21 protein-coding genes and 2 tRNA genes are annotated in these 23182 nt (G+C 70.7%); 6 read left to right on the plus strand and 17 right to left on the minus strand.

Features of this window, described 5'->3' with window-relative positions:
* Positions 1-11: 11 nt before the first annotated feature.
* From mrdA to folC, 7 genes are all read right to left on the minus strand, one after another.
* Positions 12-2192 (minus strand): penicillin-binding protein 2, encoded by a 2181-nt coding sequence (gene mrdA / locus ACPU2J_RS11755; RefSeq protein ID WP_365077281.1) that lies wholly within the window; start codon positions 2190-2192, stop codon positions 12-14.
* A gap of 13 nt (positions 2193-2205) precedes the next feature.
* Complete coding sequence (mreD, locus tag ACPU2J_RS11760) at positions 2206-2913, minus strand: rod shape-determining protein MreD (RefSeq protein ID WP_423833210.1); 708 nt, start codon at positions 2911-2913, stop codon at positions 2206-2208.
* 13 nt (positions 2914-2926) lie between these two features.
* Positions 2927-3871: a rod shape-determining protein MreC gene (mreC, locus tag ACPU2J_RS11765; protein ID WP_361596842.1), complete on the minus strand. Its 945-nt coding sequence runs from the start codon at positions 3869-3871 to the stop codon at positions 2927-2929.
* A 131-nt stretch (positions 3872-4002) separates the two neighbouring features.
* Positions 4003-5022, minus strand: coding sequence for a rod shape-determining protein (locus ACPU2J_RS11770; protein WP_030008578.1), 1020 nt, complete (start codon positions 5020-5022; stop codon positions 4003-4005).
* A gap of 296 nt (positions 5023-5318) precedes the next feature.
* The gene (ndk, locus tag ACPU2J_RS11775; RefSeq protein ID WP_030384687.1) at positions 5319-5729 is read right to left on the minus strand and encodes a nucleoside-diphosphate kinase; all 411 of its coding nucleotides are present in this window, start codon (positions 5727-5729) and stop codon (positions 5319-5321) included.
* 91 nt (positions 5730-5820) lie between these two features.
* The gene (locus ACPU2J_RS11780) at positions 5821-6180 is read right to left on the minus strand and encodes a DUF4233 domain-containing protein (protein WP_365077276.1); all 360 of its coding nucleotides are present in this window, start codon (positions 6178-6180) and stop codon (positions 5821-5823) included.
* Positions 6181-6182: 2 nt separating this feature from the next.
* The gene (folC, locus tag ACPU2J_RS11785; protein WP_423833211.1) at positions 6183-7721 is read right to left on the minus strand and encodes a bifunctional tetrahydrofolate synthase/dihydrofolate synthase; all 1539 of its coding nucleotides are present in this window, start codon (positions 7719-7721) and stop codon (positions 6183-6185) included.
* A 117-nt stretch (positions 7722-7838) separates the two neighbouring features.
* Here folC and ACPU2J_RS11790 point away from each other — a divergent pair, with 117 nt between their 5' ends.
* Positions 7839-8888 (plus strand): rod shape-determining protein, encoded by a 1050-nt coding sequence (locus ACPU2J_RS11790; RefSeq protein ID WP_423833212.1) that lies wholly within the window; start codon positions 7839-7841, stop codon positions 8886-8888.
* Between the two features lie 30 nt (positions 8889-8918).
* Here the strand turns inward: ACPU2J_RS11790 and ACPU2J_RS11795 are convergent, their stop codons facing one another.
* Entirely contained in the window at positions 8919-10067 is a 1149-nt protein-coding gene (locus ACPU2J_RS11795) for a sensor histidine kinase (RefSeq protein WP_420080805.1), read from the minus strand.
* A 170-nt stretch (positions 10068-10237) separates the two neighbouring features.
* Complete coding sequence (locus ACPU2J_RS11800) at positions 10238-12859, minus strand: valine--tRNA ligase (protein WP_365137841.1); 2622 nt, start codon at positions 12857-12859, stop codon at positions 10238-10240.
* A 130-nt stretch (positions 12860-12989) separates the two neighbouring features.
* Between ACPU2J_RS11800 and ACPU2J_RS11805 the strand changes: the two genes are divergently transcribed.
* Positions 12990-13913 carry a hypothetical protein gene (locus ACPU2J_RS11805; protein WP_389073008.1) on the plus strand — a complete coding sequence of 308 codons (924 nt, stop codon included), beginning with the start codon at positions 12990-12992 and terminating at the stop codon, positions 13911-13913.
* A gap of 77 nt (positions 13914-13990) precedes the next feature.
* Here the strand turns inward: ACPU2J_RS11805 and clpX are convergent, their stop codons facing one another.
* From clpX to ACPU2J_RS11830, 5 genes are all read right to left on the minus strand, one after another.
* Positions 13991-15277: an ATP-dependent Clp protease ATP-binding subunit ClpX gene (gene clpX, locus ACPU2J_RS11810; protein ID WP_361607156.1), complete on the minus strand. Its 1287-nt coding sequence runs from the start codon at positions 15275-15277 to the stop codon at positions 13991-13993.
* Between the two features lie 153 nt (positions 15278-15430).
* Positions 15431-16099 carry an ATP-dependent Clp protease proteolytic subunit gene (locus tag ACPU2J_RS11815; protein ID WP_361607159.1) on the minus strand — a complete coding sequence of 223 codons (669 nt, stop codon included), beginning with the start codon at positions 16097-16099 and terminating at the stop codon, positions 15431-15433.
* 56 nt (positions 16100-16155) lie between these two features.
* Positions 16156-16773, minus strand: a complete 618-nt coding sequence (locus ACPU2J_RS11820) for an ATP-dependent Clp protease proteolytic subunit (RefSeq protein WP_030026957.1) — start codon at positions 16771-16773, stop codon at positions 16156-16158.
* Positions 16774-17050: 277 nt separating this feature from the next.
* Entirely contained in the window at positions 17051-18436 is a 1386-nt protein-coding gene (gene tig / locus ACPU2J_RS11825) for a trigger factor (protein ID WP_361607162.1), read from the minus strand.
* Between the two features lie 152 nt (positions 18437-18588).
* Positions 18589-18665, minus strand: a tRNA-Pro gene (locus ACPU2J_RS11830).
* A gap of 168 nt (positions 18666-18833) precedes the next feature.
* On the opposite strand from ACPU2J_RS11830, the gene ACPU2J_RS11835 reads away from it, so the two are divergent.
* Positions 18834-18904 (plus strand) — tRNA-Gly (locus ACPU2J_RS11835).
* 114 nt (positions 18905-19018) lie between these two features.
* Positions 19019-19414 carry a DUF6578 domain-containing protein gene (locus ACPU2J_RS11840; protein WP_420080804.1) on the plus strand — a complete coding sequence of 132 codons (396 nt, stop codon included), beginning with the start codon at positions 19019-19021 and terminating at the stop codon, positions 19412-19414.
* 57 nt (positions 19415-19471) lie between these two features.
* Here ACPU2J_RS11840 and ACPU2J_RS11845 read toward each other — a convergent pair whose 3' ends face one another.
* From ACPU2J_RS11845 to ACPU2J_RS11855, 3 genes are all read right to left on the minus strand, one after another.
* A complete protein-coding gene (locus ACPU2J_RS11845; protein ID WP_030008564.1) occupies positions 19472-19666 on the minus strand; it encodes a membrane protein in 195 nt (64 codons plus the stop codon).
* Positions 19667-19878: 212 nt separating this feature from the next.
* On the minus strand, positions 19879-20334 hold the full coding sequence (locus tag ACPU2J_RS11850; protein WP_420080803.1) for an HD domain-containing protein: 456 nt from the start codon (positions 20332-20334) through the stop codon (positions 19879-19881).
* Positions 20331-21719 (minus strand): pyridoxal phosphate-dependent decarboxylase family protein, encoded by a 1389-nt coding sequence (locus ACPU2J_RS11855; RefSeq protein WP_423833213.1) that lies wholly within the window; start codon positions 21717-21719, stop codon positions 20331-20333. The genes ACPU2J_RS11850 and ACPU2J_RS11855 overlap by 4 nt, the downstream gene beginning before the upstream one ends.
* A gap of 187 nt (positions 21720-21906) precedes the next feature.
* On the opposite strand from ACPU2J_RS11855, the gene ACPU2J_RS11860 reads away from it, so the two are divergent.
* Both ACPU2J_RS11860 and ACPU2J_RS11865 read left to right on the plus strand, forming a co-directional pair.
* Entirely contained in the window at positions 21907-22563 is a 657-nt protein-coding gene (locus ACPU2J_RS11860; RefSeq protein ID WP_423833214.1) for a DUF4232 domain-containing protein, read from the plus strand.
* A complete protein-coding gene (locus ACPU2J_RS11865) occupies positions 22560-23162 on the plus strand; it encodes an AAA family ATPase (RefSeq protein WP_420082439.1) in 603 nt (200 codons plus the stop codon). Before ACPU2J_RS11860 ends, ACPU2J_RS11865 begins: the two co-directional genes overlap by 4 nt.
* Positions 23163-23182: the final 20 nt, after the last annotated feature.

The raw sequence follows: 23182 nt of genomic DNA on the forward strand, positions 1-23182 counted from the left end.
GGTTTCGGTCCTCAGTCCTGCCGTGCGGGGGGCGGGGCGGGCGGCCCGGCGAGAGCGGGCGGTTCCAGCTCCTCCGGGGACGGGGGCACGTACGGCCGGATCTCGGGTGAGTCGATGGAGCCGTCGGGGCGGATCGTGGGCAGTTTGGCTTCGGGGGCGGGCAGCAAGGCCTTCTTGAGGTCCTGGTTGCCGGCCATGTCGAGACCGTAGAGGGCGTTGTAGAGGTTGCGGACGGCGGGGCCGGAGGCTCCGGAGCCGGTGCCGCCCTGGGAGATCGTCATGACGATCGTGAAGTCCTTGGTGTAGGTCGCCAGCCAGGACGTGGTCTGCTTGCCGTAGACCTGCGCGGTACCGGTCTTCGCGTGCATCGGGATCTTGTCCTGCGGCCAGCCGCCGAAGCGCCAGGCCGCGGTGCCGCCGGGCTCGACGACCATCCGCAGGCCCTTGTCGAGGTCCGCGATGGTCTGGGCCCCGACCGGGAGCCGGCCGTGCGCCTGCGGCTTGATCATCTCGACGCGCTTGCCGTCGGGGCTGATGATCGCCTTGCCGACGGTCGGGTTGTAGAGGGTGCCGCCGTTGCTGATGGCGGAGTAGGCGGTGGCCATCTGGATGGGGGTGACCAGGACGTCGCCCTGGCCGATGGCGAAGTTGATGCTGTCGTAGGCCTTCAGCTGGTTGCCTTCGAGGCAGCTCTCGTAGGCGATCTGCTCGACGTAGGTGCCGCCCCGCTTGCCCTGCTTGCACCAGGACTTCTTGTTGGCCGCCCAGAAGCTCTGCTTCCACTGGCGGTCCGGGATGCGGCCCTTGACCTCGTTCGGCAGGTCGATCCCGGTCTCGGAGCCGAGCCCGAACTCGCGGGCGGTCCGGTAGAACCAGTCGTGCGCGTCCTTCTTGGGGCTGAGGCCCCCGTCGCGCTGCCACTCCTTGTGGCCGAGGGCGTAGAAGACGGTGTTGCAGGAGAACTTCAGCGCCTCGCCGAGGGTGATGGGGCCGTGCCCCTTGGACTCGAAGTTGGCGAAGCTGCGGCCGCCGAGGCTGTAGGAGCTGCTGCAGTTGTACTTGTCGTTGAACTTGTAGCCCGCCCGCACGGCGGCGCTCGCGGAGACCACCTTGAAGATGGAGCCGGCCGGCGCCATGCCCTGGATGGCCCGGTTGAGGAGCGGATAGTTCGACTTCTTGCTGGTGAGCCGGGCGTAGTCGGCGCCGGAGATGCCGCCGACCCAGGCGTTGGGGTCGTAGTCGGGCTGGGAGGCCATCGCGACGACCCGGCCGGTGCGGGCCTCCATGACGACGACGGCGCCGGAGTCGGCCTCGTACTTGCGGCCGGTGATGTTGTCCGTCTCGTTGCGGACGACCTTCATCGCCTCGGCCAGCTCGAACTCGGCGACGGCCTGGACGCGGGCGTCGATGCTGGTGACCAGGGTGGAGCCGGGGATGCCCGCGTCCGACTTGGTCTGCCCCATGACGCGGCCGAGGTTGTCCACCTCGTAGGAGGTGACCTGGGCCTTGCCGCGCAGCTCCTTGTCGTAGGTGCGCTCGATGCCGGAGCGGCCGACCTGGTCGGAGCGCAGGTGCGGGGAGGCGGTGTCCTTGGCCTTCTGGATCTCGTCGTCGGTGACGGGCGAGAGGTAGCCGAGCACCTGGGAGGTGCGGGCGCCGCCGGGGGCCGTGTAGCGGCGGACGGCGGTGGGCTCGGCGGTGATGCCGGGGAAGTCCTCCGGGCGCTCGCGCAGCTGGAGCGCCTGCTGCGTGGTCGCTTCGAGGGTGACCGGGATCGGCTGGTACGGGGAACCGTTCCAGCACGGCTTGGGGGTCTGGGAGTCGCAGAGCCGGACCTTGTCCATGACCTGCTTGGGGGTCATGTCCAGGACGTCGGCGAGGCGGGTCATGACCGCCTTGCCCTTGTCCTGCATCTTCATCAGCTTGGTGCGGCTGGCGGACACGACCAGCCGGGTCTCGTTGTCGGCGAGGGCGACCCCGCGGGCGTCGAGGATCGAGCCGCGGACGGCCGGCTGCACGACCCGCTGGACGTGGTTGCTCTTGGCCTCGTGGTAGTACTCCGCGCCGTTGCGGATCTGGAGGAACCAGAGCCGGCCGCCGAGGGTGATCAGCATGGAGAGGACGAGGACCTGCATGATGACGAGCCTGATCTGCACCCTGGGGGTGCGGCCGGTCTCCGGGCCGTTGGTCACGTCTGCTCCTCCCTCACAGCTTCTTGACGCTCTTCACACCCTTGAACGGCTTGACGCCCTTTATGCGGCCGGCCCGGTTGGCCCGGGAGCGCGCGGTCTTCATGCGCAGGCCGCCGCGCTGGCTGCCGATGCGCAGGCCCGTGCCGCCCGCGAGCCAGCCGGCGGAGACGTCGGCGGCCTTGTTGGCGGGGCCTGCCCCGGCCTCGACCGCCATCGGGTCGTTCTCGGCGCGCCGGGCGAGGGCCATGATGAACGGCACGGTGAACGGCGCGAGCAGCAGGTCGTAGAGGGTCGCGGTGAACAGCAGTCCCAGCAGGCCCACGTGGCGGGCGGCGGTGTCGCCGACGAGGGCGCCGACTCCCGCGTAGAGCAGGGTGGAGCCGATCGCGGCGGCGACGACGGTCAGCAGCGGGCCCCAGGCGGAGCGGAAGCGCCCGTTGTCCGGCCGGGCCAGGCCCACCAGGTAGCCGATGACGCACAGGACGAGCGCGTAGCGGCCGGCGGCGTGGTCGGCGGGCGGCGCCAGGTCGGCCAGCAGGCCCGCGGCGAAGCCGATGAGCGCTCCGCTGACGTGCCCGTAGACCAGTGCCAGGGACACGACGGTGAGGAGCAGCAGGTCGGGGACGGCGCCGGGCAGCTGGAGCCGGCCCAGGACGGTGACCTGGACGACGAGGGCGACCACGACCAGCGTGGCCGAGAGCAGGATCCGGTTGAAGCGCATGCGGTGTCTGCTCCTACTCGTCGTCCGGCTTGGGCGCACCGGCGGTCGCGGACGGGGTGACCGTGACCGTGACCGTCGGGGTGGGCTTGGGGGCCTCGGGCTTGGGCGGCAGGACGGCGTCGCGCGGGTCCTCGCGCGGCGGCATGACCACGACGCCGACGATGTCCAGCCGCGAGAATCCGACGAACGGACGCACCCAAACGGTACGGGTGAGGTCGCCGCGGGACGGGTCGACCTTCACGACCTCGCCGATCGGAACCCCGGGCACGAAGGGCTTGTTGCCGCGGGAGCCGAAGGTGACGAGCCGGTCGCCGGGGCTGACCTTGGCCTTTCCGTTGAGCATCTGGACGGACAGGGCGCGGTCGCCCTGGCCGGTGGCGAAGCCGAGCTCGCCGGTCTTCTCCAGGCGGGTGCCGACGGTGAAGTCGGGGTCGTTGGCCAGGACGACGGTCGCGGTGTCCGGGCCGACGGTGGTGACGCGGCCGACGAGTCCGTCGCCGTTCAGGACGGTCATGTCGCGCTCGATGCCGTCCTTGCTGCCGGCGTCGATGGTGACGGTCCAGGAGAAGCCCTGGGCCGCTCCTATGGCGATGACCTCGGCACCCTTGATGCCGTACTGGCCCGCGCCGGCCCGCTTGAGCATCTCGTCGAGCTCGCGGATGCGGCTGCGGGTCTGGTCCTCGCTGCCGAGCTTGGCCTTCAGCGCGGCGTTCTCGCGCTCCAGCGTGGCGATGCGGTTGTGCCGCTCTCCGGAGTCCCGTACCGCCCCTATGGCGTTGGCGACCGGGTCGACGGCGGTCGACACGCCCTTCTCGACCGGCCCGAAGACCGCGGCGGCGGCCTGTCGGGCACCGTCGACCGGCGACTCCTCGCCTGCCCTGATGTCCACCGTGATCAACGCGAACGCGATGGCGATCAGAAGCACCAGGAGCAGCCGGCTCTCTCGTGTGTCCCTCACGTGCGGCGGCCGTGCCTTCCTCGTCGGAATTCTTTTTGCCTGTATATCAACGATCCGCCGCACGGGCCCGGTAGCACCCGTACGGCGGATCCTTGTGTTCCGCTTGGCCCTTCGGGCAGGAAGGGGCCGTGTCAGCGACGGGGCTGGGCGTCCAGGACCTGCTGGAGGGCCTCGAACTCCTCGACGCACTTGCCGGAGCCGAGGGCGACGGAGTCGAGGGGGTCCTCGGCGATGTGGATGGGCATGCCCGTCTCGCGGCGCAGCCGCTCGTCGAGGCCGCGGAGCAGGGCGCCGCCGCCGGTGAGCACGATGCCGCGGTCCATGATGTCGCCGGAGAGCTCCGGCGGGCACTTGTCGAGCGTGGTCTTGACCGCGTCGACGATGGAGTTGACGGGCTCCTCGATGGCCTTGCGCACCTCGGCGGCCGAGATGACGACCGTCTTGGGCAGGCCCGAGACGAGGTCACGGCCGCGGATCTCGGTGTGCTCGTCCTTGTCGAGGTCGTAGGCCGAACCGATGGTGATCTTGATCTGCTCGGCCGTGCGCTCACCGAGGAGGAGCGAGTACTCCTTCTTGATGTGCTGGATGATCGCGTTGTCGAGCTCGTCGCCGGCCACCCGGATGGACTGTGCCGTGACGATTCCGCCGAGGGAGATGACGGCGACCTCGGTGGTGCCGCCGCCGATGTCCACGACCATGTTGCCGGTGGCCTCGTGGACGGGCAGGCCCGAGCCGATGGCGGCGGCCATGGGCTCTTCGATGATGTGCACCTGGCGGGCGCCGGCCTGCGTGGACGCCTCGATGACGGCGCGGCGCTCGACCCCGGTGATGCCGGAGGGGACGCAGACCACGACGCGCGGACGGGCCAGGTAGCGGCGCTTGTGGATCTTGAGGATGAAGTACCGGAGCATACGCTCGGTGATCTCGAAGTCGGCGATCACGCCGTCCTTGAGGGGCCGTACGGCGACGATGTTGCCGGGCGTGCGCCCGATCATCTTCTTCGCCTCGGAGCCGACCGCCAGGATGCCGCCGGTGTTCGTGTTGATGGCGACCACGGACGGCTCGTTCAGGACGATCCCCCGGCCCCTCACGTACACCAGCGTGTTGGCGGTCCCGAGGTCGATCGCCATGTCACGGCCGATGAACGACATGTTGTTCCCCTTGTTCCCCATGAGGAGCGTCTGGCCTTCCAGTTGATAGCGGCTGCTGTCAGGTCGGCGAGGTGGGTGTGTGGGTGGAGGCCCCATCGTAGTCACGGTTGTACCGACACCGCGCGACGGGACTCCGGCAATCCCGCCGGATTGGATGTCCGTCCCCTTACTGGTGACGACGTGTCCTGCCCAGGCGTTCCCCTCCGGTCCCGGAAATACCGTGGGGCGACCGAAATTACTTCGGTCGCCCCAGGTCATGAGCGCTATTCGGCTGATGTCTCGTCAGGGAAGACGGATCAGAGCGCCGGGAAGAACAGCTTCAGCTCGCGCTCGGCCGACTCCTGCGAGTCGGAGGCGTGGATCAGGTTCTCCCGGGTGATGGTGCCGAAGTCGCCCCGGATGGAGCCCGGCGCCGCGGCGATCGGGTCCGTGGGTCCGGCCAGCTGGCGGACACCCTCGATCACGCGTTCCCCTTCGACGACCAGAGCCACGACCGGGCCGCTGGACATGAAGCCCATCAGCGGCTCGTAGAACGGCTTGCCCTTGTGCTCGCCGTAGTGCGCCTCCAGGGTCTCCTGGTCCAGCGTACGCAGCTCCAGTGCGGGGATCGTCCAGCCGGCCTTCCGCTCGATGCGGCCGATGATCTCGCCGACCAGGCCACGACGGACGGCGTCGGGCTTGAGCAGGACGAGGGTGCGCTGGGTCATGGTGCGGGCTCCTTGCGGCATTCGGGTGCGGTGGGACGAATCTACAGGGCCACCCGGGGCATCCCGCCCGTCCGGGTCCCCCGGGACGGGCCTAGGCAGCGTCGGTCGTGGCGGGGGCCTCCTGCGCCGCCGCCCACTGCTCCTTGATCGTGTCGATCCGGCGGCCGTAGTGCACCGAGCACCACCACAGGCCGGCGAAGACCGCGCCGAGGAAGAACATGGTCGGAACGACGAACCCGCTCGCGATCAGCCCGATCTGCAGGGCCCAGCCCAGCTGGACCGCGCCCGGCCGCGACAGCATCCCGCACAGCAGCACCGACAGCAGCATCGAGACCCCGCAGACCGTCCAGACCGTGGCCTGGGTCAGGTCCGGGTCCTTCATCGCCACCAGCCCCGCGAAGCCGATCACGAAGAACTCGCCGATCAGCGTGCTCGCACACAGCGTGCGCATCCTCAGCCCCTCTTCAGCAGCAGGCGGGCCTCGCCCACCGTGATCACGGAGCCGGTCACCAGGACGCCGGCCCCTCCGTACTCGGCCTCTTCCTCCGCCAGGGTGATCGCCGCCTCCAGGGCGTCGTCCAGCCGCGGCTCGACCTGCACCCGGTCCGCGCCGAAGACCTCGACCGCGACGGACGCGAGCTCGTCCGCGCCCATCGAGCGGTGGCTGGAGTTCTCCGTCACAACCACCTCCGCGAAGATCGGCTCGAAGGCCTCCAGCACCCCGCGCACGTCCTTGTCCGCGCTCGCGGCGACGACACCGATCAGCCGGCTGAAGCCGAAGGACTCGGTGACCGCGTCGGCCGTGACGGCCGCGCCCGCCGGGTTGTGCGCCGCGTCCAGGATCACCGTGGGGCTGCGCCGTACGACCTCCATCCGGCCCGGCGAGGTCACCGACGCGAACGCCTTGCGGACCGTCTCCACGTCCAGGACCCGCGCGTGCTGCCCGCCGATCCCGAAGAACGCCTCGACCGCGGCCAGCGCCACCGCCGCGTTGTGCGCCATGTGGGCGCCGTACAGCGGCAGGAAGATGCCCTCGTACTCGCCGCCGACCCCGCGCAGCGTCAGCTGCTGGCCGCCGACCGCGACCTCGCGCGAGACGACACCGAACTCCATGCCCTCACGGGCGACGGTCGCGTCCACCTCGACGGCCTTCTTCAGCAGCACCTGCGCCGCGTCCACCGGCTGCTGCGCCAGGATCACGGTGGCGTCCTGCTTGATGATGCCGCCCTTCTCCCCGGCGATCTCACCGGGCGTGGAGCCCAGCCGGTCGGTGTGGTCCAGGCTGATCGGGGTGATGACCGCGACGGAGCCTTCGATGACGTTGGTCGCGTCCCAGCTCCCGCCCATGCCGACCTCGACCACGGCCACGTCCACGGGGGCGTCCGCGAAGGCCGCGTAGGCCATGCCGGTCAGCACCTCGAAGAAGGACAGCCGGAACTCCTCGGCGGCGTCGACCATCTCCACGTACGGCTTGATGTCGTGGTAGGTCTCGACGAACCGCTCGGCCTCGATCGGCGCCCCGTCCAGGCTGATCCGCTCGGTGATCGACTGCACGTGCGGGCTGGTGTAGCGGCCGGTGCGCAGCTCGAAGGCGTTCAGCAGGGCCTCGATCATGCGGGCCGTGCTGGTCTTGCCGTTGGTGCCGGTGACGTGGATCGAGGGGTACGCGCGCTGCGGCTCGCCCAGGACGTCCATCAGCGCCGCGATGCGCGACACCGACGGCTCCAGCTTGGTCTCGCCCCAGCGGGTGGACAGCTCCTGCTCCACCTCCAGCAGCGCCGCGGCGACCTCCGGGTCGACGGGCCGGGCGGGCACCGGGTCGCCCTGCGGCGGCCCGGCCTGGGCGCGCAGGGTGCGGCTGCCGGCTTCGATCACCGCCAGGTCCGGGTCGCGGTCGGACTCCTCCGCGACGATCTGGTCGAACTCGTCGAAGGCACCGGCGAGGTCTTCGTCGTCGAAGCGGTCGTGGCTCTCGGGCTGCTGGTCACTCACAGGGCCAGTCTACGGACGGCGACCCGAAGGACTTTCGGCCCGGCCGTTTCGGGACCTTCGGCGCCGGATGCGACCTGATCGTTATGCAAGCCTTGCGAGCAGCAGATAGGGGAGCAAATGCCGCAGGCCAGTACCAACAAGACAGCTTCCAGCCGCGACATAGGGATCGACCTGGGGACCGCCAACACCCTCGTCTACGCGCGGGGGCACGGGATCGTCCTCAATGAGCCGTCCGTGGTCGCCGTGAAGGCGGGCACCACCACCGCCCTGGCCGTGGGGGCGGACGCCAAGGAGACCATCGGCCGCACCCCCGGCTCCATCACCGCGATCCGCCCCCTCAAGGGCGGGGTGATCTGCGACTACGAGGCCGCCGAGGAGATGATCCGGCACTTCGTCCGCAAGGCGGTCCCGGGCCGGCGGCCCCGCACGCGCATGGTGATCTGCGTGCCGTCCGGGGTGACCCCGGTCGAGCGGCGGGCCATCGTCCACGCCTCCACCCGGGCCGGGGCGAAGGCCGTCCACCTGATCGAGGAGCCGATGGCGGCGGCCATCGGCGCCGGCCTGCCGGTCGCCGAACCGCGCGGGTCCATGGTCGTGGACATCGGCGGCGGCACCTCCGAGGTCGCCGTCATCTCCCTGGGAGGCATCGTCACCTCGCAGTCGCTACGCATCGGCGGCGACCGCTTCGACGCCGCGATCACGGACCACGTACGCCGGGAGCACTCCCTGCTCATCGGGGAGCGCACCGCCGAGGACGCCAAGCTCGCCGTGGGCTCGGCCTGGCCGGTGCCGGACCGGCCGGAGCTGGAGGAGCTCACCTTCACCGTGCGCGGCCGCGAGAAGGTCGGCGGCATGCCGAAGACGCTCGCGCTCGGCGCGCGGGACGTACGGGCCGCGCTCGACGAGCCCGTGGAGGCGATCATCACGGCCGTCCGCACCACCCTGGAGGACTGCCCGCCGGAACTGTCCGGCGACGTGATGGAGCACGGCATCGTCCTCACCGGGGGCGGCGCCCTGCTGCCCGGCCTCGACCTGCGCATGGCCTCCGCGACCGGCATCCCGGTCTTCGTCGCAGACAACCCGCTGGACTGCGTGGCCCTGGGCTACGGCCGCTGCGTGGAGGACCTGGACTCCCTGGACGGCCTGCTGGCCCCGGAGCGGGCGTAGCCGGCCCCGGCCTGATCCGCCGGACGGGCCCTAGCCGCGCGGCAGGGTGGCGACCACGAGGTAGGCGTCCTCGGTGCGGGTCGCCTCCAGGGTGCCGCCGAGGCTCTCGACCCGCTCGGCCATGCTCGCCGTACCGGAGCCCGCGGAGACGGGGGCGCGGCCCGGGACGCGGGCCGGCAGGGCGTTGCCGACGGTGATCCTCAGTTGCGTGCCGTCCACGGCGATCGAGACGTCTATGGGCTCGCCGTGGGCGTGCTTGGCCGCGTTGGTGAGGCACTCCTGCACCACCCGGTACACGGCGGCCTGGCGCAGCGGGGACAACTCGCGCACGTCCGGGTCCATGGTGAGCCGGACGGGTGAACCGGCCCGCCCGCTCTCCTCCGCGAGCGCCCGGAGGCCGTCGACGCCCGGGGTCGCGGACCGTTCGCCGCGCTGCACGATGATCTCGTTGAGGACCAGGTGGGCCCGGCGCGCGGTGTCGGCCAGCTCCTCGAAGTCCGGCCCGTACGCCGTCTCGCGGGCCCGCATCGAGAGCACCTCGGACCGCACCGTCAGCAGGGTCAGCTCGCGCCCCACGAAGTCGTGGACGTCGCGGGCCACGGAGGTGCGCTCCTGCTGGACGGCCTGCAGCACGGCGGACTCGGCCCGCCGCGCCGTGAGCTCCCGCACCAGGTCGTGGCGGCAGGCGGCGATGCCCACGGCCGAGGCGAGCACCCCGATGGGCACGACCACGCTGAGGAAGCCGCTGAGGGTCTCCCCCCGCGGCGCGGGCCAGTCCGGCACGCAGAACATGGCCAGGGCGAACGCGACGTAGCCGACGGTGGCGAGGATCCCGGCCCGGCGCCCGCGGAACCGGCCGACCGAGTACAGGGCGAACTGGATCAGGGTCAGCTCGTGCAGCCAGCCGATGAAGAACAGCGCGGCCAGGTACGAGACCCAGGGCATCCGGCGGCGCACGAGCAGCGTCGCGCACCCCAGGGCGAGCACCACGACGGCGGCCGGCCCGTTCAGCGAGTTGTCGGCGGCGGCCAGGCCGGGCAGGTCGAGGGCCGTCAGCGCGAGGCAGGCGAGTGCGGTGAGCACGTCCAGCGCCCGCGGCGAACCGGCCCAGCCGTCGGCGAGCCGGCGTCCGGAGGCCGCCCAGCGGCGGAACACCGGGGCGGCGGGCTTGGCGTGCATGCCCTCCATCATCCGTGGTCGGGACAGCCGTTCGGGAGCCGGAGCAGCGGAAACCAAGTGATGTAGGGCACTTCGGACAGGCCGGAGGTCCCGTACGTACGCGCAGGCCCCGCACCGGTGATCCGGTGCGGGGCCTGCTTCCGTACGGACGGACCCGCGGGCGCGGGGCGCTACGCGGCGGGCAGCGACGCCAGCTGGGCCTGGATCCGGGCGATGTCCGCCTCGGCCTTGGCCAGCCGGCCCTTGATCTTGTCCACGACGTTGTCGGGGGCCTTGGCCAGGAAGGCCTCGTTCCCGAGCTTCGCCTCGGCCTGCGCCTTCTCCTTCTCGGCGGCACCGAGGTCCTTGGTCAGGCGCTTGCGCTCGGCCTCGACGTCGATGGTGCCGGACAGGTCGAGGGCGACCGTCGCGCCGCCGACCGGGAGGGTCGCGGAGGCGCTGAAGGCGTCGCCCTCCGGCTGGAGCCGCAGCACCTGGCGGATGGCCGCCTCGTGCGCGGCGAGCTCCGTACCGGACAGGTCGAGACGCGCCGGGACCTTCTGCTTGTCGTCGAGGCCCTGCTCCTTGCGGAAGCGGCGGACCTCACGGACGAGGTTCTGGACGTTCCCGATCTCGGTCTCGGCCGCCTCGTCGCGGAAGCCGCTGTCCTTCGGCCAGTCCGCGATCACCAGGGACTCGCCGCCGGTCAGCGTGGTCCACAGGGTCTCGGTGACGAAGGGGACCACCGGGTGCAGCAGCCGCAGCATGACGTCGATGACCTCGCCGAGGACACGGCCGGAGACCCGGGCCTGCTCGCCGCCCGCGAAGAAGGTCGTCTTCGACAGCTCGACGTACCAGTCGAAGACCTCGTCCCACGCGAAGTGGTAGAGCGCCTCGCTGAGCTTGGAGAACTGGAAGTCCTCGTAGTAGCCGTCGACCTGCGCGACCGTCTTGTTCAGGCGGGACAGGATCCAGCGGTCCGTCGCCGAGAGCTGCTCGACCGGCGGCAGCTCGCCCTCGATCGTGGCGCCGTTCATCAGGGCGAAGCGCGTGGCGTTCCAGATCTTGTTGGCGAACTTGCTGGACGCCTGGACCCAGTCCTCGCCGATCGGGACGTCGGTGCCGGGGTTGGCGCCCTTGGCCAGGGTGAAGCGGACGGCGTCGGAGCCGTACTTGTCCATCCAGTCCAGCGGGTCGACGACGTTGCCGAAGGACTTCGACATCTTCTTGCCGCGCTCGTCGCGGACCAGGCCGGTCAGCGCGATCGTCTTGAAGGGCACCTCGCCGTCCATGGCGTACAGGCCGAACATCATCATCCGGGCGACCCAGAAGAAGATGATGTCGTGGCCGGTGACCAGGACGTCGGTGGAGTAGAACTTCTCCAGGTCCGGGGTCTTCTCCGGCCAGCCGAGCGTGGAGAACGGCCACAGGCCGGAGGAGAACCACGTGTCGAGGACGTCGGTGTCCTGGGTCCAGCCCTCCCCCGTCGGCGCCGCGTCGTCCGGGCCGAGGCAGAGGACCTCGCCGTCCGGGCCGTACCAGACCGGGATGCGGTGGCCCCACCACAGCTGGCGCGAGATGCACCAGTCGTTGAGGTTGTCGACCCAGTCGAAGTAGCGCTTCTCCATCTCCTGCGGGTGGATCGCGACCCGGCCGTCGCGGACCGCGTCACCGGCGGCCTTCGCGAGGGTCTCGACCTTGACCCACCACTGCAGGGACAGCCGCGGCTCGACGGTGGTGCTGCAACGCGAGCAGTGGCCGACGGAGTGCAGGTAGGGGCGCTTCTCCGCGACGATGCGGCCCTGCTCGCGCAGGGCGCCGACGACCGCGGAGCGGGCCTCGAAGCGGTCCAGGCCGAGGAAGGGGCCGTGGACGGTGATGACACCGTGCTCGTCCATGATCGTCATATTGGGCAGGTTGTGGCGCTGCCCGATGGCGAAGTCGTTCGGGTCGTGGGCGGGCGTCACCTTGACGCAGCCGGTGCCGAACTCGGGGTCGACGTGGGTGTCCGCGACGACCGGGATCGAACGGTCGGTCAGCGGCAGCTTGATGAGCTTGCCGACCAGGTGCTTGTAGCGCTCGTCGTCCGGGTGGACGGCGATGGCCGTGTCACCGAGCATCGTCTCGGCGCGGGTCGTGGCGACGACCAGGGTGTCCTCGCCCTCGCCGTACGTGATGGAGACCAGCTCGCCCGCGTCCTCCTGGTATTCCACCTCGATGTCGGAGATGGCCGTCAGACAGCGGGGGCACCAGTTGATGATGCGCTCGGCGCGGTAGATCAGACCGTCGTCGAAGAGCTTCTTGAAGATGGTCTGGACGGCCCGGGACAGGCCCTCGTCCATGGTGAAGCGCTCACGCGACCAGTCGACGCCGTCGCCGAGACGGCGCATCTGGCCGAGGATCTTGCCGCCGTACTCTTCCTTCCACTGCCAGACGCGCTCGACGAACTCCTCGCGGCCCAGGTCGTGGCGGGACTTGCCCTCCTCGGCGAGCTGCTGCTCGACCTTGTTCTGGGTGGCGATGCCGGCGTGGTCCATGCCGGGCAGCCACAGCGACTCGTAACCCTGCATCCGCTTGCGGCGGGTGAGGGCGTCCATGAGCGTGTGCTGGAAGGCGTGGCCCAGGTGGAGCGAGCCGGTGACGTTCGGCGGCGGGATGACGATGGTGTACGGCGGCTTCTCGCTCGCGGGGTCGGCCGTGAAGTAGCCACGCTCTACCCAGCTCTCGTAGAGCTTCCCCTCTACGGCGGCCGGGGCGTACGCGGTCGGCAGTTCGGAGGGGGGGCTGCTGGGTGTCTGCGTGTTCTCGGTCACGGGCCACAGTTTAGAGCGGTAACAGTCCAGTCATGAAACCGGTAATCCCGGGGCCCGGCGCACTGGCCGCCGCGGCCTTCCGCCAGGATGTGAGGGTCGCATAAAGAGCTACCTCATAGGGGGACACGGGATGAGCTACAACCAGCCGGGACCTTACGGCCAGCCCCAGCAGCCCGGGCCGTACGGGCAGCAGCCCCCTCCGCCGCCCGGCCCGTACGGCCAGCCCGCGCAGCCGGGCCCGTACGGCCAGCCCGCTCCGCAGCCGGGCTACGGCTACCCGCAGCAGCCGGGCGTCCCCCCGCAGGGCTACCCCCAGCAGCCTCCGACCCCGGCCTACGGCTACCCGCAGCAGGCCCCGTACGGCGGCCAGCCGCCGAAGAAGTCCAAAGCGGGCGTCATCATCGGCGTGGTCGTCGCGGTGGCCGTCATCGCGGGGGGCGGCTGGTACCTCCTGGGCAGCGGCGCGGGCGGCAGCATCGCCGCCGACACCAAGGGCTACAAGCTGGTCGCGCCGGACTCCGTCGACGACTTCAAGAAGGACCCGAAGTACACGGAGAAGCCCCTCACCGACAAGGACAAGCAGGAGGCCGAGGCGGCGGGCATCAAGAACCCGACCAAGGCCGGCATGAACTACCTGGCGGGCGACCCCAAGAACCCGCTGTCGACCAAGAGCCTCAACTTCTCCGGCGTGTACGGCGAACTCGCCGACCCGGAGAAGACGGTGGACGGCTACTTCGCCATGGCCAAGCTGGAGAACAGCAAGGACGGCAAGTCCCAGGTGGAACTGCTCGGCACGCCCAAGACGATGTCCCCGGCCGGCTTCGAGGGCGCCGTCATGAAGTGCCAGGACTTCAAGTTCACCGCGAAGGACACCACCACCAAGGGGCCCAAGGAGGCCACGCTCCCCATCTGCATCTGGGGTGACTACAGCACCCTGGCGATGGTGAGCGCGACGGACGTGGCCTCCGTCCTCGCCGGCAAGCCCGGTTACACCCAGGAGCAGACCGCGGAACTCGCCGCGAAGCTCTACAAGACGGCCCGCGTGAAGAAGTAACGGACCGTCGGACGTGCGAGAGGGGCGCCCCCGGTGGGGGCGCCCCTCTCGCGTACTACCGCTCTACCGGCCTGCGGTCAGGCCGACTTCTCGTGCGGGCCCTGGTCCTTGGGGACGATGCGCGGGACCAGCGTCGGGTTGACGTTGGAGCGGACCACGTCCGCCGTGATGACCACGCGGGCCACGTCCTTGCGGGACGGGACCTCGTACATCACCGACATCAGCACCTCCTCCATGATGGCGCGCAGACCGCGCGCGCCCGTCTGGCGGAGGATCGCCTGGTCCGCGATGGCCTCCAGCGCCTCGCGCTCGAAGTCCAGCTCCACACCGTCGAGTTCGAACAGCCGCTGGTACTGCTTCACCAGCGCGTTGCGCGGCTCGATCAGGATCTGCAGCAGCGCCTCGCGGTCCAGGTTGTGCACCGAGGTGATGACGGGCAGACGGCCGATGAACTCGGGGATCATCCCGAACTTCACCAGGTCCTCCGGCATGACCTCCTGGAACTGGTCGCTGGCCTCGATCTCGCGCTTCGAGCGGATCGTCGCCCCGAAGCCGATGCCCTTGGCACCCGCGCGCGACTCGATGATCTTCTCCAGGCCGGCGAAGGCACCGCCCACGATGAAGAGCACGTTCGTCGTGTCGATCTGGATGAACTCCTGGTGCGGGTGCTTGCGCCCGCCCTGCGGCGGCACCGACGCCGTGGTGCCCTCCAGGATCTTCAGCAGGGCCTGCTGCACGCCCTCACCGCTCACGTCGCGCGTGATCGACGGGTTTTCGCTCTTGCGGGCGACCTTGTCGATCTCGTCGATGTAGATGATCCCGGTCTCGGCCTTCTTGACGTCGTAGTCGGCGGCCTGGATCAGCTTGAGCAGGATGTTCTCGACATCCTCGCCGACGTACCCGGCCTCCGTCAGCGCCGTCGCGTCGGCGATGGCGAACGGGACGTTCAGCATGCGCGCGAGCGTCTGCGCGAGGAGGGTCTTGCCGGAGCCCGTCGGGCCGAGCAGCAGGATGTTGGACTTCGCGAGCTCGATCGCGTCCTCGCGGCCCTGCCCGCCGCCGTTCTCACCGGCCTGGACCCGCTTGTAGTGGTTGTAGACCGCCACCGAGAGGGCCTTCTTCGCCGGCTCCTGGCCGACGACGTAGCTCTCCAGGAACTCGTAGATCTCACGGGGCTTGGGGAGTTCCTCCCACCGGACCTCGGAGGTCTCCGCGAGCTCCTCTTCGATGATCTCGTTGCAGAGGTCGATGCACTCGTCGCAGATGTACACACCGGGTCCTGCGATGAGCTTCTTCACCTGCTTCTGGCTCTTTCCGCAGAACGAGCACTTGAGCAGATCGCCGCCGTCACCGATGCGTGCCACGAGGTGCTTCCCCTTCGCCTGGGAGACGCCTGGTTCAGCGCTCCTGGTGCCTCATATCCGACGGTACCTTGCCGGGGGCCCCGTGCGGGGCCCCCTTGACGTGGTTCACACCGCCGAATCCGGTGGTGCGCCCGCGCCAACTGGCGGCAAGGATCAGAGCTTGTTGCTCTTGCGGGTGGAGATGATCTGGTCGACCAGCCCGTACGCGAGAGCGTCCTCGGCCGTGAGGATCTTGTCGCGCTCGATGTCCTCGCGGATCTTCTCGATCGGCGTGGTCGAGTGCTTGGCCAGCATGGTCTCCAGCTGGTCGCGCATGCGCAGGATCTCGTTGGCCGCGATCTCCAGGTCCGAGAGCTGCTCACGGCCGGTGCCGCCGGACGGCTGGTGGATCAGCACGCGGGCGTTCGGCAGGGCCATGCGCTTGCCGGGCGTACCGGCGGCGAGCAGGACCGCGGCGGCGGAGGCCGCCTGGCCCATGCAGACCGTCTGGATGTCCGGCTTCACGAACTGCATCGTGTCGTAGATCGCCGTCAGCGCGGTGAACGAGCCGCCGGGGCTGTTGATGTAGATCGAGATGTCACGGTCGGGGTCCATCGACTCCAGGCACAGCAGCTGCGCCATGACGTCGTTGGCCGAGGCGTCGTCGATCTGCACGCCGAGGAAGATCACGCGCTCCTCGAAGAGCTTCGCGTACGGGTCGTACTCGCGCACGCCCTGCGAGGTGCGCTCGACGAAGCGCGGGATGACGTAGCGGTTGTCCACCTGCGGGCCGGAGTAGAGGCCGCTCGCGGAGAAGTTGTTCTGCATCTGGGTGTTCACCATCCTGGTGGCGTTCTGCGGGCTGTCGGCTGCTGGGTACTGACGGTGGGCTGCCGGGATCAGGCCCCGGTGCCGCCGCCGCCCGGAACGTTGGACGCGGCCGAGATGATCTCGTCGATGAGGCCGTAGTCCTTGGCCTCCTCGGAGGTGAACCAGCGGTCACGGTCACCGTCACGGATGATCGCCTCGACGGTCTGGCCCGAGTGGAACGCGGTGATCTCGGCCATCCGCTGCTTGGTGCGCAGCAGGTACTGGGCCTGGATCTTGATGTCCGACGCGGTGCCGCCGATGCCGGCGGAGCCCTGGTGCATCAGGATGTCGGTGTTCGGCAGGGCGAAACGCTTGCCCTTGGCGCCGCCGGTGAGCAGGAACTGGCCCATGGAGGCCGCCATGCCCATACCGATGGTGACGACGTCGTTGGGGATGTACTGCATGGTGTCGTAGACGGCCATGCCGGCCGTCACGGAGCCACCGGGGCTGTTGATGTAGAGGTAGATGTCCTTCTCCGGCTCGGCGGCCAGGAGCAGGAGCTGCGCGGTGATCTTGTTGGCGATGTCATCGTCGACCTGCTGGCCGAGGAAGATGATGCGCTCGCCGAGCAGCCGGTTGTAGACATGGTCGCCGAGGCCGCCACCGATGGACGGCTCACCCGCGGCGTAAGGCTTCAGATTCGTCACGTATCCACCTGCTCGTCTCCGACGGCCATGTGCCGTCTCAGCGTCTCGTTCTGGGGCATGCTCGGCCGGAGCGGACGAGTCCGCCGGCGCCCGGGTCATCACGTGCCCTCGTATTCATGGACCCTAACGCGCAGGTCGGACAACGCCATCCCGCTTCCCGAACTGTTCGCTCGGAGCGCAAGCTACCGGGACCTTTCCGGCACTGTGCCGAAGGGCCCGGACGCGACGGCGTCCGGGCCCTTCGGGCACTGCTCGGCGGGCTCGGCGGCCCGGGGTGTTACTTGGCCTCGTCGGCAGCGGCCTCGTCGCCGTCCACGGCGGCCTCGACCGTCTCGGCGGCCTGCTCCTCGTCCTCGTCGGACAGGTCCACGAGCTCACCGTTGGTGTCGGTGACCTTGGCGGCCTCGACGACGACCGCGAGGGCCTTGCCGCGGGCGACCTCGCCGACCAGCATCGGGACCTGGCCACCCTCGACGACCGCCTGGGCGAACTGGTCGGGGGACATGCCGGAGGAGGCTGCACGGCGCATGAGGTGCTCGGTGAGCTCCTCCTGGTTCACGCCCAGCTTCTCCTTGTTGACCAGGGCGTCCAGGACGAACTGGGTCTTGATGCCCTTGATCGCCTGCTCCTTGGTCTCGGCGTCGAACTCCTCGACCGTCTTGCCCTGGAACTCCAGGTACTTCTCCAGGTCCAGGCCCATCTGGCCGAGCTGGTGGTGCTCCAGGTTGTGCTTGCGGGTGTTGACCTCGTCCTCGAGCAGCTTCTCGGGGATCGGCACCTCGACGAGCTCCAGCAGCTTCTCCAGGACGCGCTCCTGGGCCTGCGTGGCCTGGTCGTACTGCTTCATGTTCTCGAGGCGCTTGCGGCTGTCGTCCTTGAGGGCCTCGAGGGTGTCGAACTCGCTCGCCATCTGCGCGAACTCGTCGTCCAGCTCCGGCAGCTCACGGGCGGAGACCTTGGAGACCTTGACGGTGACCTCGGCGTCCTTGCCCTCGGCGGAGCCGCCCTTCAGCTGCGAGGTGAAGGTGGCCTCGCCGCCGGCCTCCAGGCCCTTGACGGCCTCGTCGATGCCGTCGAGCAGCTCGCCCGAGCCGATGGTGTAGGAGACGTCGGAGGCGACGCCGTCGGGCAGCACCTCGCCGTCGACCTTGGCCTCCAGGTCGAGGGTGACGACGTCACCCTCGGCGGCGGCGCGCTCGACGTCCTTGGTGGACGCGAAACGGCCGCGCAGCTGCTCGACCGACTTCTCGATGTCCTCGTCGGAGACCTCGATGGCGTCGACCTCGACCTCGATGCCGGAGTAGTCCGGGATCTCGATCTCGGGACGCACGTCGACCTCGGCGGTGAAGGCCAGCAGCTCGCCGTCCTTCAGCTCGGTGATGTCGACCTCGGGCTGACCCAGCGGGTTCAGGTCGGCCTCGTTCACCGCTTCGGTGTAGAACTTCGGGAGGGCGTCGTTGACGGCCTCCTCCAGCACCGCACCGCGGCCGAAGCGCTGGTCGATGACACGGGCCGGGATCTTGCCCTTGCGGAAGCCCTTCACCGTGACCTGCTGGTTGATCTTCTTGTACGCCGCGTCGAGGCTGTCCTTGAGCTCCTCGAAGGGCACCTCAACAGTGAGCCGAACCCGGGTCGGGTTCAGGGTCTCAACGGCGCTCTTCACGGTTCGGTCTCCTTGTGGCTGACTGCTGGGGGATCTGCCGTCTCGCTGGAATCAGCGGCCCGGCGGACTTCGGCCCGGTACATCAGACACACGGGCACGCAGCTTGCATAGTAGCCGCAAGCGGCAATCAGCCCACAACGCGATCTTGCTGTTGGTCGGGGTGGCCGGATTCGAACCGACGACCTTCCGCTCCCAAAGCGGACGCGCTACCAAGCTGCGCCACACCCCGTCGGTGCGACACGTAGGGTACATGGCCGGAGACCCTCTGATGCGCCGCCTTTTCCGGAGCCATTCCGGACGGGCGCCGACGCGGGCACGCCATGTGGTGTGCGATCCGCCGCTCCGACCCGCTAGGATGCTGTCCGTGCCGCGGTCCCGGACCTGCGGCGCGCGCGTTGCGGGCGTAGCTCAATGGTAGAGCCCTAGTCTTCCAAACTAGCTACGCGGGTTCGATTCCCGTCGCCCGCTCTCATCGGCTCAGGGCCAGGTCGGAGGATGTTTCCTCGGCCTGGCCCTGATGCGTTTCCGGGGTACGACCGGGGCCCCTCGGGGGCGGGTGGGGGGCGTGGGGACAATGGCGGGATGACGGTGACGGTGTGGGTCGACGACTGGCAGATGCAGTGCTGCGGGGAGGACTTCGCGCCCGGGGACGTCGTGTCGTGGCATCTGCTGGAGGTCGATCCGGAGGACTACGCCGACCTCGTCGGGAGTGACCTGGCCGCCGGGATCGACTTCTGCGAGGAGCACCACGGTCAGGAGAAGGGGCACTCCCCCGCTTCCCTGGAGGTGCTGACGATCACCGAGGTGCACTGCCGGTACGAGGTGCCCGCGGGGAGTACCGGCCGGGTGCAGCGGCCCGTGCCGGGTTCGGCGGAGCTGGTCGGGGTCGCGGCGGCGGACGGGTGGGCGCGGGAGCGGCCGGGCGTCCGGTTCGCCGGCTACCTGGTGACCGCGCGGCGCACCGCCGACGGGCCGTGAGCGGCGGCCCGGCGCGGGGGTCCGTGACGGTGGAGCGCCCGGACGGCGCGGATGTGGTTAGAGCTTGATGTTGGCGATCATCGTCGCCAGCGAGTTGAGGAAACGGTTCACGTCGTCCGCGATCGAGCTGGACGCCAGGAAGAAACCGAAGAGGGCCGCGACGATGGCGGGGCCCGTCTTGATGTGGTTGCCGCGGATCAGCACCACCAGGATGACCGCCAACAGAACCACCACTGACAGCGAAATGGCCACAACTGATCACACCTTCGGTCGTCCCCTGGTCGGCCGGGGGGCGCACGGCCGGGCATGCCCCCACATGGTCCATCCTCCCACCAACCGGGCTCACCCATACGCGCCGTGACGAAGAGCCATGGCTGCGTTCCCGCCAACCACCGCCACAAAAGCGCACATTCGGCATCTTGTGGGGCGCTTGGACGCCGGCCGGGGCGCGCGGTCAGGGGCGGTCAGGGGGCGGTGAGGCCCAGGAGGGAGCGGACGTACGCGTACTTCGCGGTCAGCCGGTCGCGGGTGGCGGCGTCCAGCTCGGCGAGGCGCACGGGGTCGGTGTTGTGCGCGAGGTCGGCCTCCTTGACCAGCAGGGCCCCGGGCGTGGCCAGGATGCGGGCCGTGTACTGCTCCAGCGGCTCCCCCGGCCGCTTGGTCACCGCGAGGACCATGTCCTTCACGGTCTGCGGGAGGGCGGCCGTCTCCAGCCAGGCGGGGCTGAGCGCCTCGTCCTCGATCGCGTCGTGCAGCCAGGCCGCCGCCTGCTGTTCGGGGCTGCCGCCGCGCACGCGGACGCCCTCGGCCACGGCGGCGAGGTGTTCGGCGTACGGGCGGCCGGACTTGTCGGTCTGGCCCTCGTGCGCCCCGCGGGCCAGGGCCTCGACCTCCAGGAGGGTCAGGGGGCTGCTCGTCATGCGATCTCCCTCGCTGCCGTGCGCAGGGCCTCGGCGGCCCTGCGGACGTCTGCCTGCGTCGTACGCCAGTTGGAGAACGCGGCGCGCAGGCCGGCGGTTCCCTCGTGGACGGTCGGAGTGACGAACACCTCGCGCGACACGGCCTCCCGCAAGGCTGTCAGGCGGGCCGGGTCGGGGTGTTCGGCGAGGGTGAAGCAGACGACGTTGAGGCGGACCGGCGCGAGGAGGGTGAGGGCGGGATCGGCCTCCAGGGCGGCGCCGAGGGCGCGGGCTCCGGCGATGTTGCGCTCGACGATCTCCCGGTGGCCGCGGCGGCCGTAGGCGCGGAGCGTGAACCAGGCGGCGAGCGCCCGCAGGCGGTGGGAGTTCTCGGGTGTCAGGTGCACCAGGTCCGGGTGCTCGCCGAGCGGGCCGAGGTAGGCGGCGGAGTTCTGGAAGACACGGGCCTGCAGGTCCTGGCGGCGGGTGAACTGCACGGCGCTGTCGTAGGGGACGTTGAGCCACTTGTGCAGGTCGACGCAGACGGAGTCGGAGGCGTCGAGGCCCTCCACGAGGTGCGCGTGCTGCGGGGAGAGCGCGGCGAAGGCGCCGAACGCGGCGTCCGTGTGCAGCCAGAAGTCGTGGCGCGCGCGGAGGGCGGCAAGGGCGGGCAGGTCGTCGAAGTCGACGGTGTTGACGGTGCCGGCGTTGGCGACGACGACGGCCGGTCCGGGGGTGTCGGCGAGGGCGCGCTCCAGGGCGGCGGGGTCGACGGCCTCGCGGCCGGGCAGGGTCGGGACGCGGACCAGGCTGTCGCGGCCCAGGCCGAGGAACGCCAGGGCCTTGGCGATGGAGGAGTGCGGGGCGCCGGACAGGACGCGGACCGGCCCGAGGGCGGCGGCCCCCTGCTCGGCCGGGGAGACCCCGAGGCGTTCGCCGAGCCATTCGCGGGCGATGGCGAGTCCGGTGGTGTTGGACATGGTGGCGCCGCTGACGAAGGTGCCGGAGTGCGCTCCGGAGAGGCCGAAGAGTGCGCGCAGCCAGCCGACGGTCTCGCGTTCGAGGTCCTGTCCGGCGCCGTCCAGGGCGGAGTTGGAGTTCTGGTCGTGGGCGGCGGTGAGCCAGTCCCCGGCGAGCGCGGCCGGGGTGGCCCCGCCGGTGACGAAGCCGAGGTAGCGGGGGCCTGCGGAGGCCGACAGCCGGGGCTCCCAGCGGGCGCGGAACGCCGCGAGGGCGGCCTCGGCCCCGCTGCCGTCCTCCGGGAGCGGTTCGGGGTCGCGGGGCGGTCCCGCGGGCGGTACGACGTCGCGGTCGTCCAGGGTGGCGAGTGCTTCGGCGGCGGCCCGGCGCGTGGCGTCGAGCAGGTCGGGGAGCCGGGCGAGATCGGCGGCGAGCGTGCGGTCCATGGGGGCACGGTAGGGCGCGGCCGGTGACGCGCGGGCGGGCCAATCCGGGGCGGGTGGCCCGCCTTCACCCCGGCGGCCGGTCGGCCCCGCCCGTACGTCCCCGCGTACGTCCGCCCGTACGCCGTCACGTCCGCCCCTCGGCCCGTCCGCCGCCGCGCCCGCGGTCCACCCGTCGTAGGCTCGGCGGATGGTCACGAAGCGGTGGGTGCGGGGCTTTGTCGGGGGCGTGGTCGTCGCGGGGGTGATGGCGGGAGCGGCCGGGTGCGACACGCCGCCCGCGCCGCGGGCCGCGCCCGGGCCGACGGCGGCGGCCTCCGGAGGCGGCCCGGGGGCCGCGTCCCGGCCGGCGGGAGGGGGTTCGGCACAGCCGGGCCGGTCCGTGCCCGCTCCCGATCCGTCCCCGCAGTGCCCCGAGGGCGGCGTCCGGCTCCTGGAGGCGGGCGGGGACGCGGCCATGGGGCTGCGCGTGGAGGGCTTCCAGCTGCTCAACTGCGGTACGGAGGAGTACGTGCTGGAGGGCTACCCGGAGGTGACGCCGCGGGACGGCCGCGGCGACCGCCCGGCGGTCGCCGTCGTGCACGGCGCTTCCGGGATCACCACCGGGGTACCGGACATCGAGGCCCCGCCGCAGCGGGTGGTGCTCGCGCCGGGGCAGGCCGCGGCCTGGTCGGTGGTGTGGCGCAACCTCGTGACCGACCCGAGCGTGCCGGCCACGACGGTGACGGCGCTGGAGGTCGTACCGCGCCCCGGCGCCCCGCGGCTGCGGCTGGACCTCACCCGGCCGCTGGACCTGGGGAACACCGGGAGGCTGGGGACCGGACCGTGGACGGCGGTCGCCCGGTGATCGTCTGGCTCAACGGGCCCTTCGGCGGCGGCAAGACGCAGACCGCGTACGAGCTGCACCGCAGGCTGCCGGGGAGCGTGGTGTGCGATCCGGAGCACGTCGGGTTCGGCCTGCACCGGATGCTGCCGCCGGCCCTGCGCGGCGACTTCCAGGACCTGGCGGCCTGGCGTCAGGGCGTGTTCGAGGTGCTGGACCTCGCCGACCGGCGGCATCCGGGCACGGTGCTGGTGCCGATGACGGTCACCGAACCGGCCATTTTCGCGCAGACCGTGGGACGGCTGCGTGAGTCCGGGCACGACGTACGGCACTTCGCGCTGCTGGCGCGGCGGGAGACGGTGCTGGCGCGGCTGCGCGAGCGGGGACTCGGCCGGGGGCTGAAGCGGGAGAGCTTCGCGGTGTCCCGGCTGGACGGCTGCCTGGAGGCGCTGCGCGCACCGGAGTTCGCCCAGCACCTGGCCACCGACCGGCTGACCGTGTCCCAGGTCGCGGACCGGGTGGCCGCCTCGGCGGGACTGGAGCCGGCCCCGGACACGGACGGGCCGCTGCGGGGCCGGTTGCGCCGCGCGCTGGTGGGCGTACGGCACATCCGCTTCGACTGAACCGTCCCTTGCGGGGCGGG

The sequence above is a fragment of the Streptomyces manipurensis genome (assembly GCF_049570255.1).
GTDB classification, from domain to species: Bacteria; Actinomycetota; Actinomycetes; order Streptomycetales; family Streptomycetaceae; genus Streptomyces; species Streptomyces manipurensis.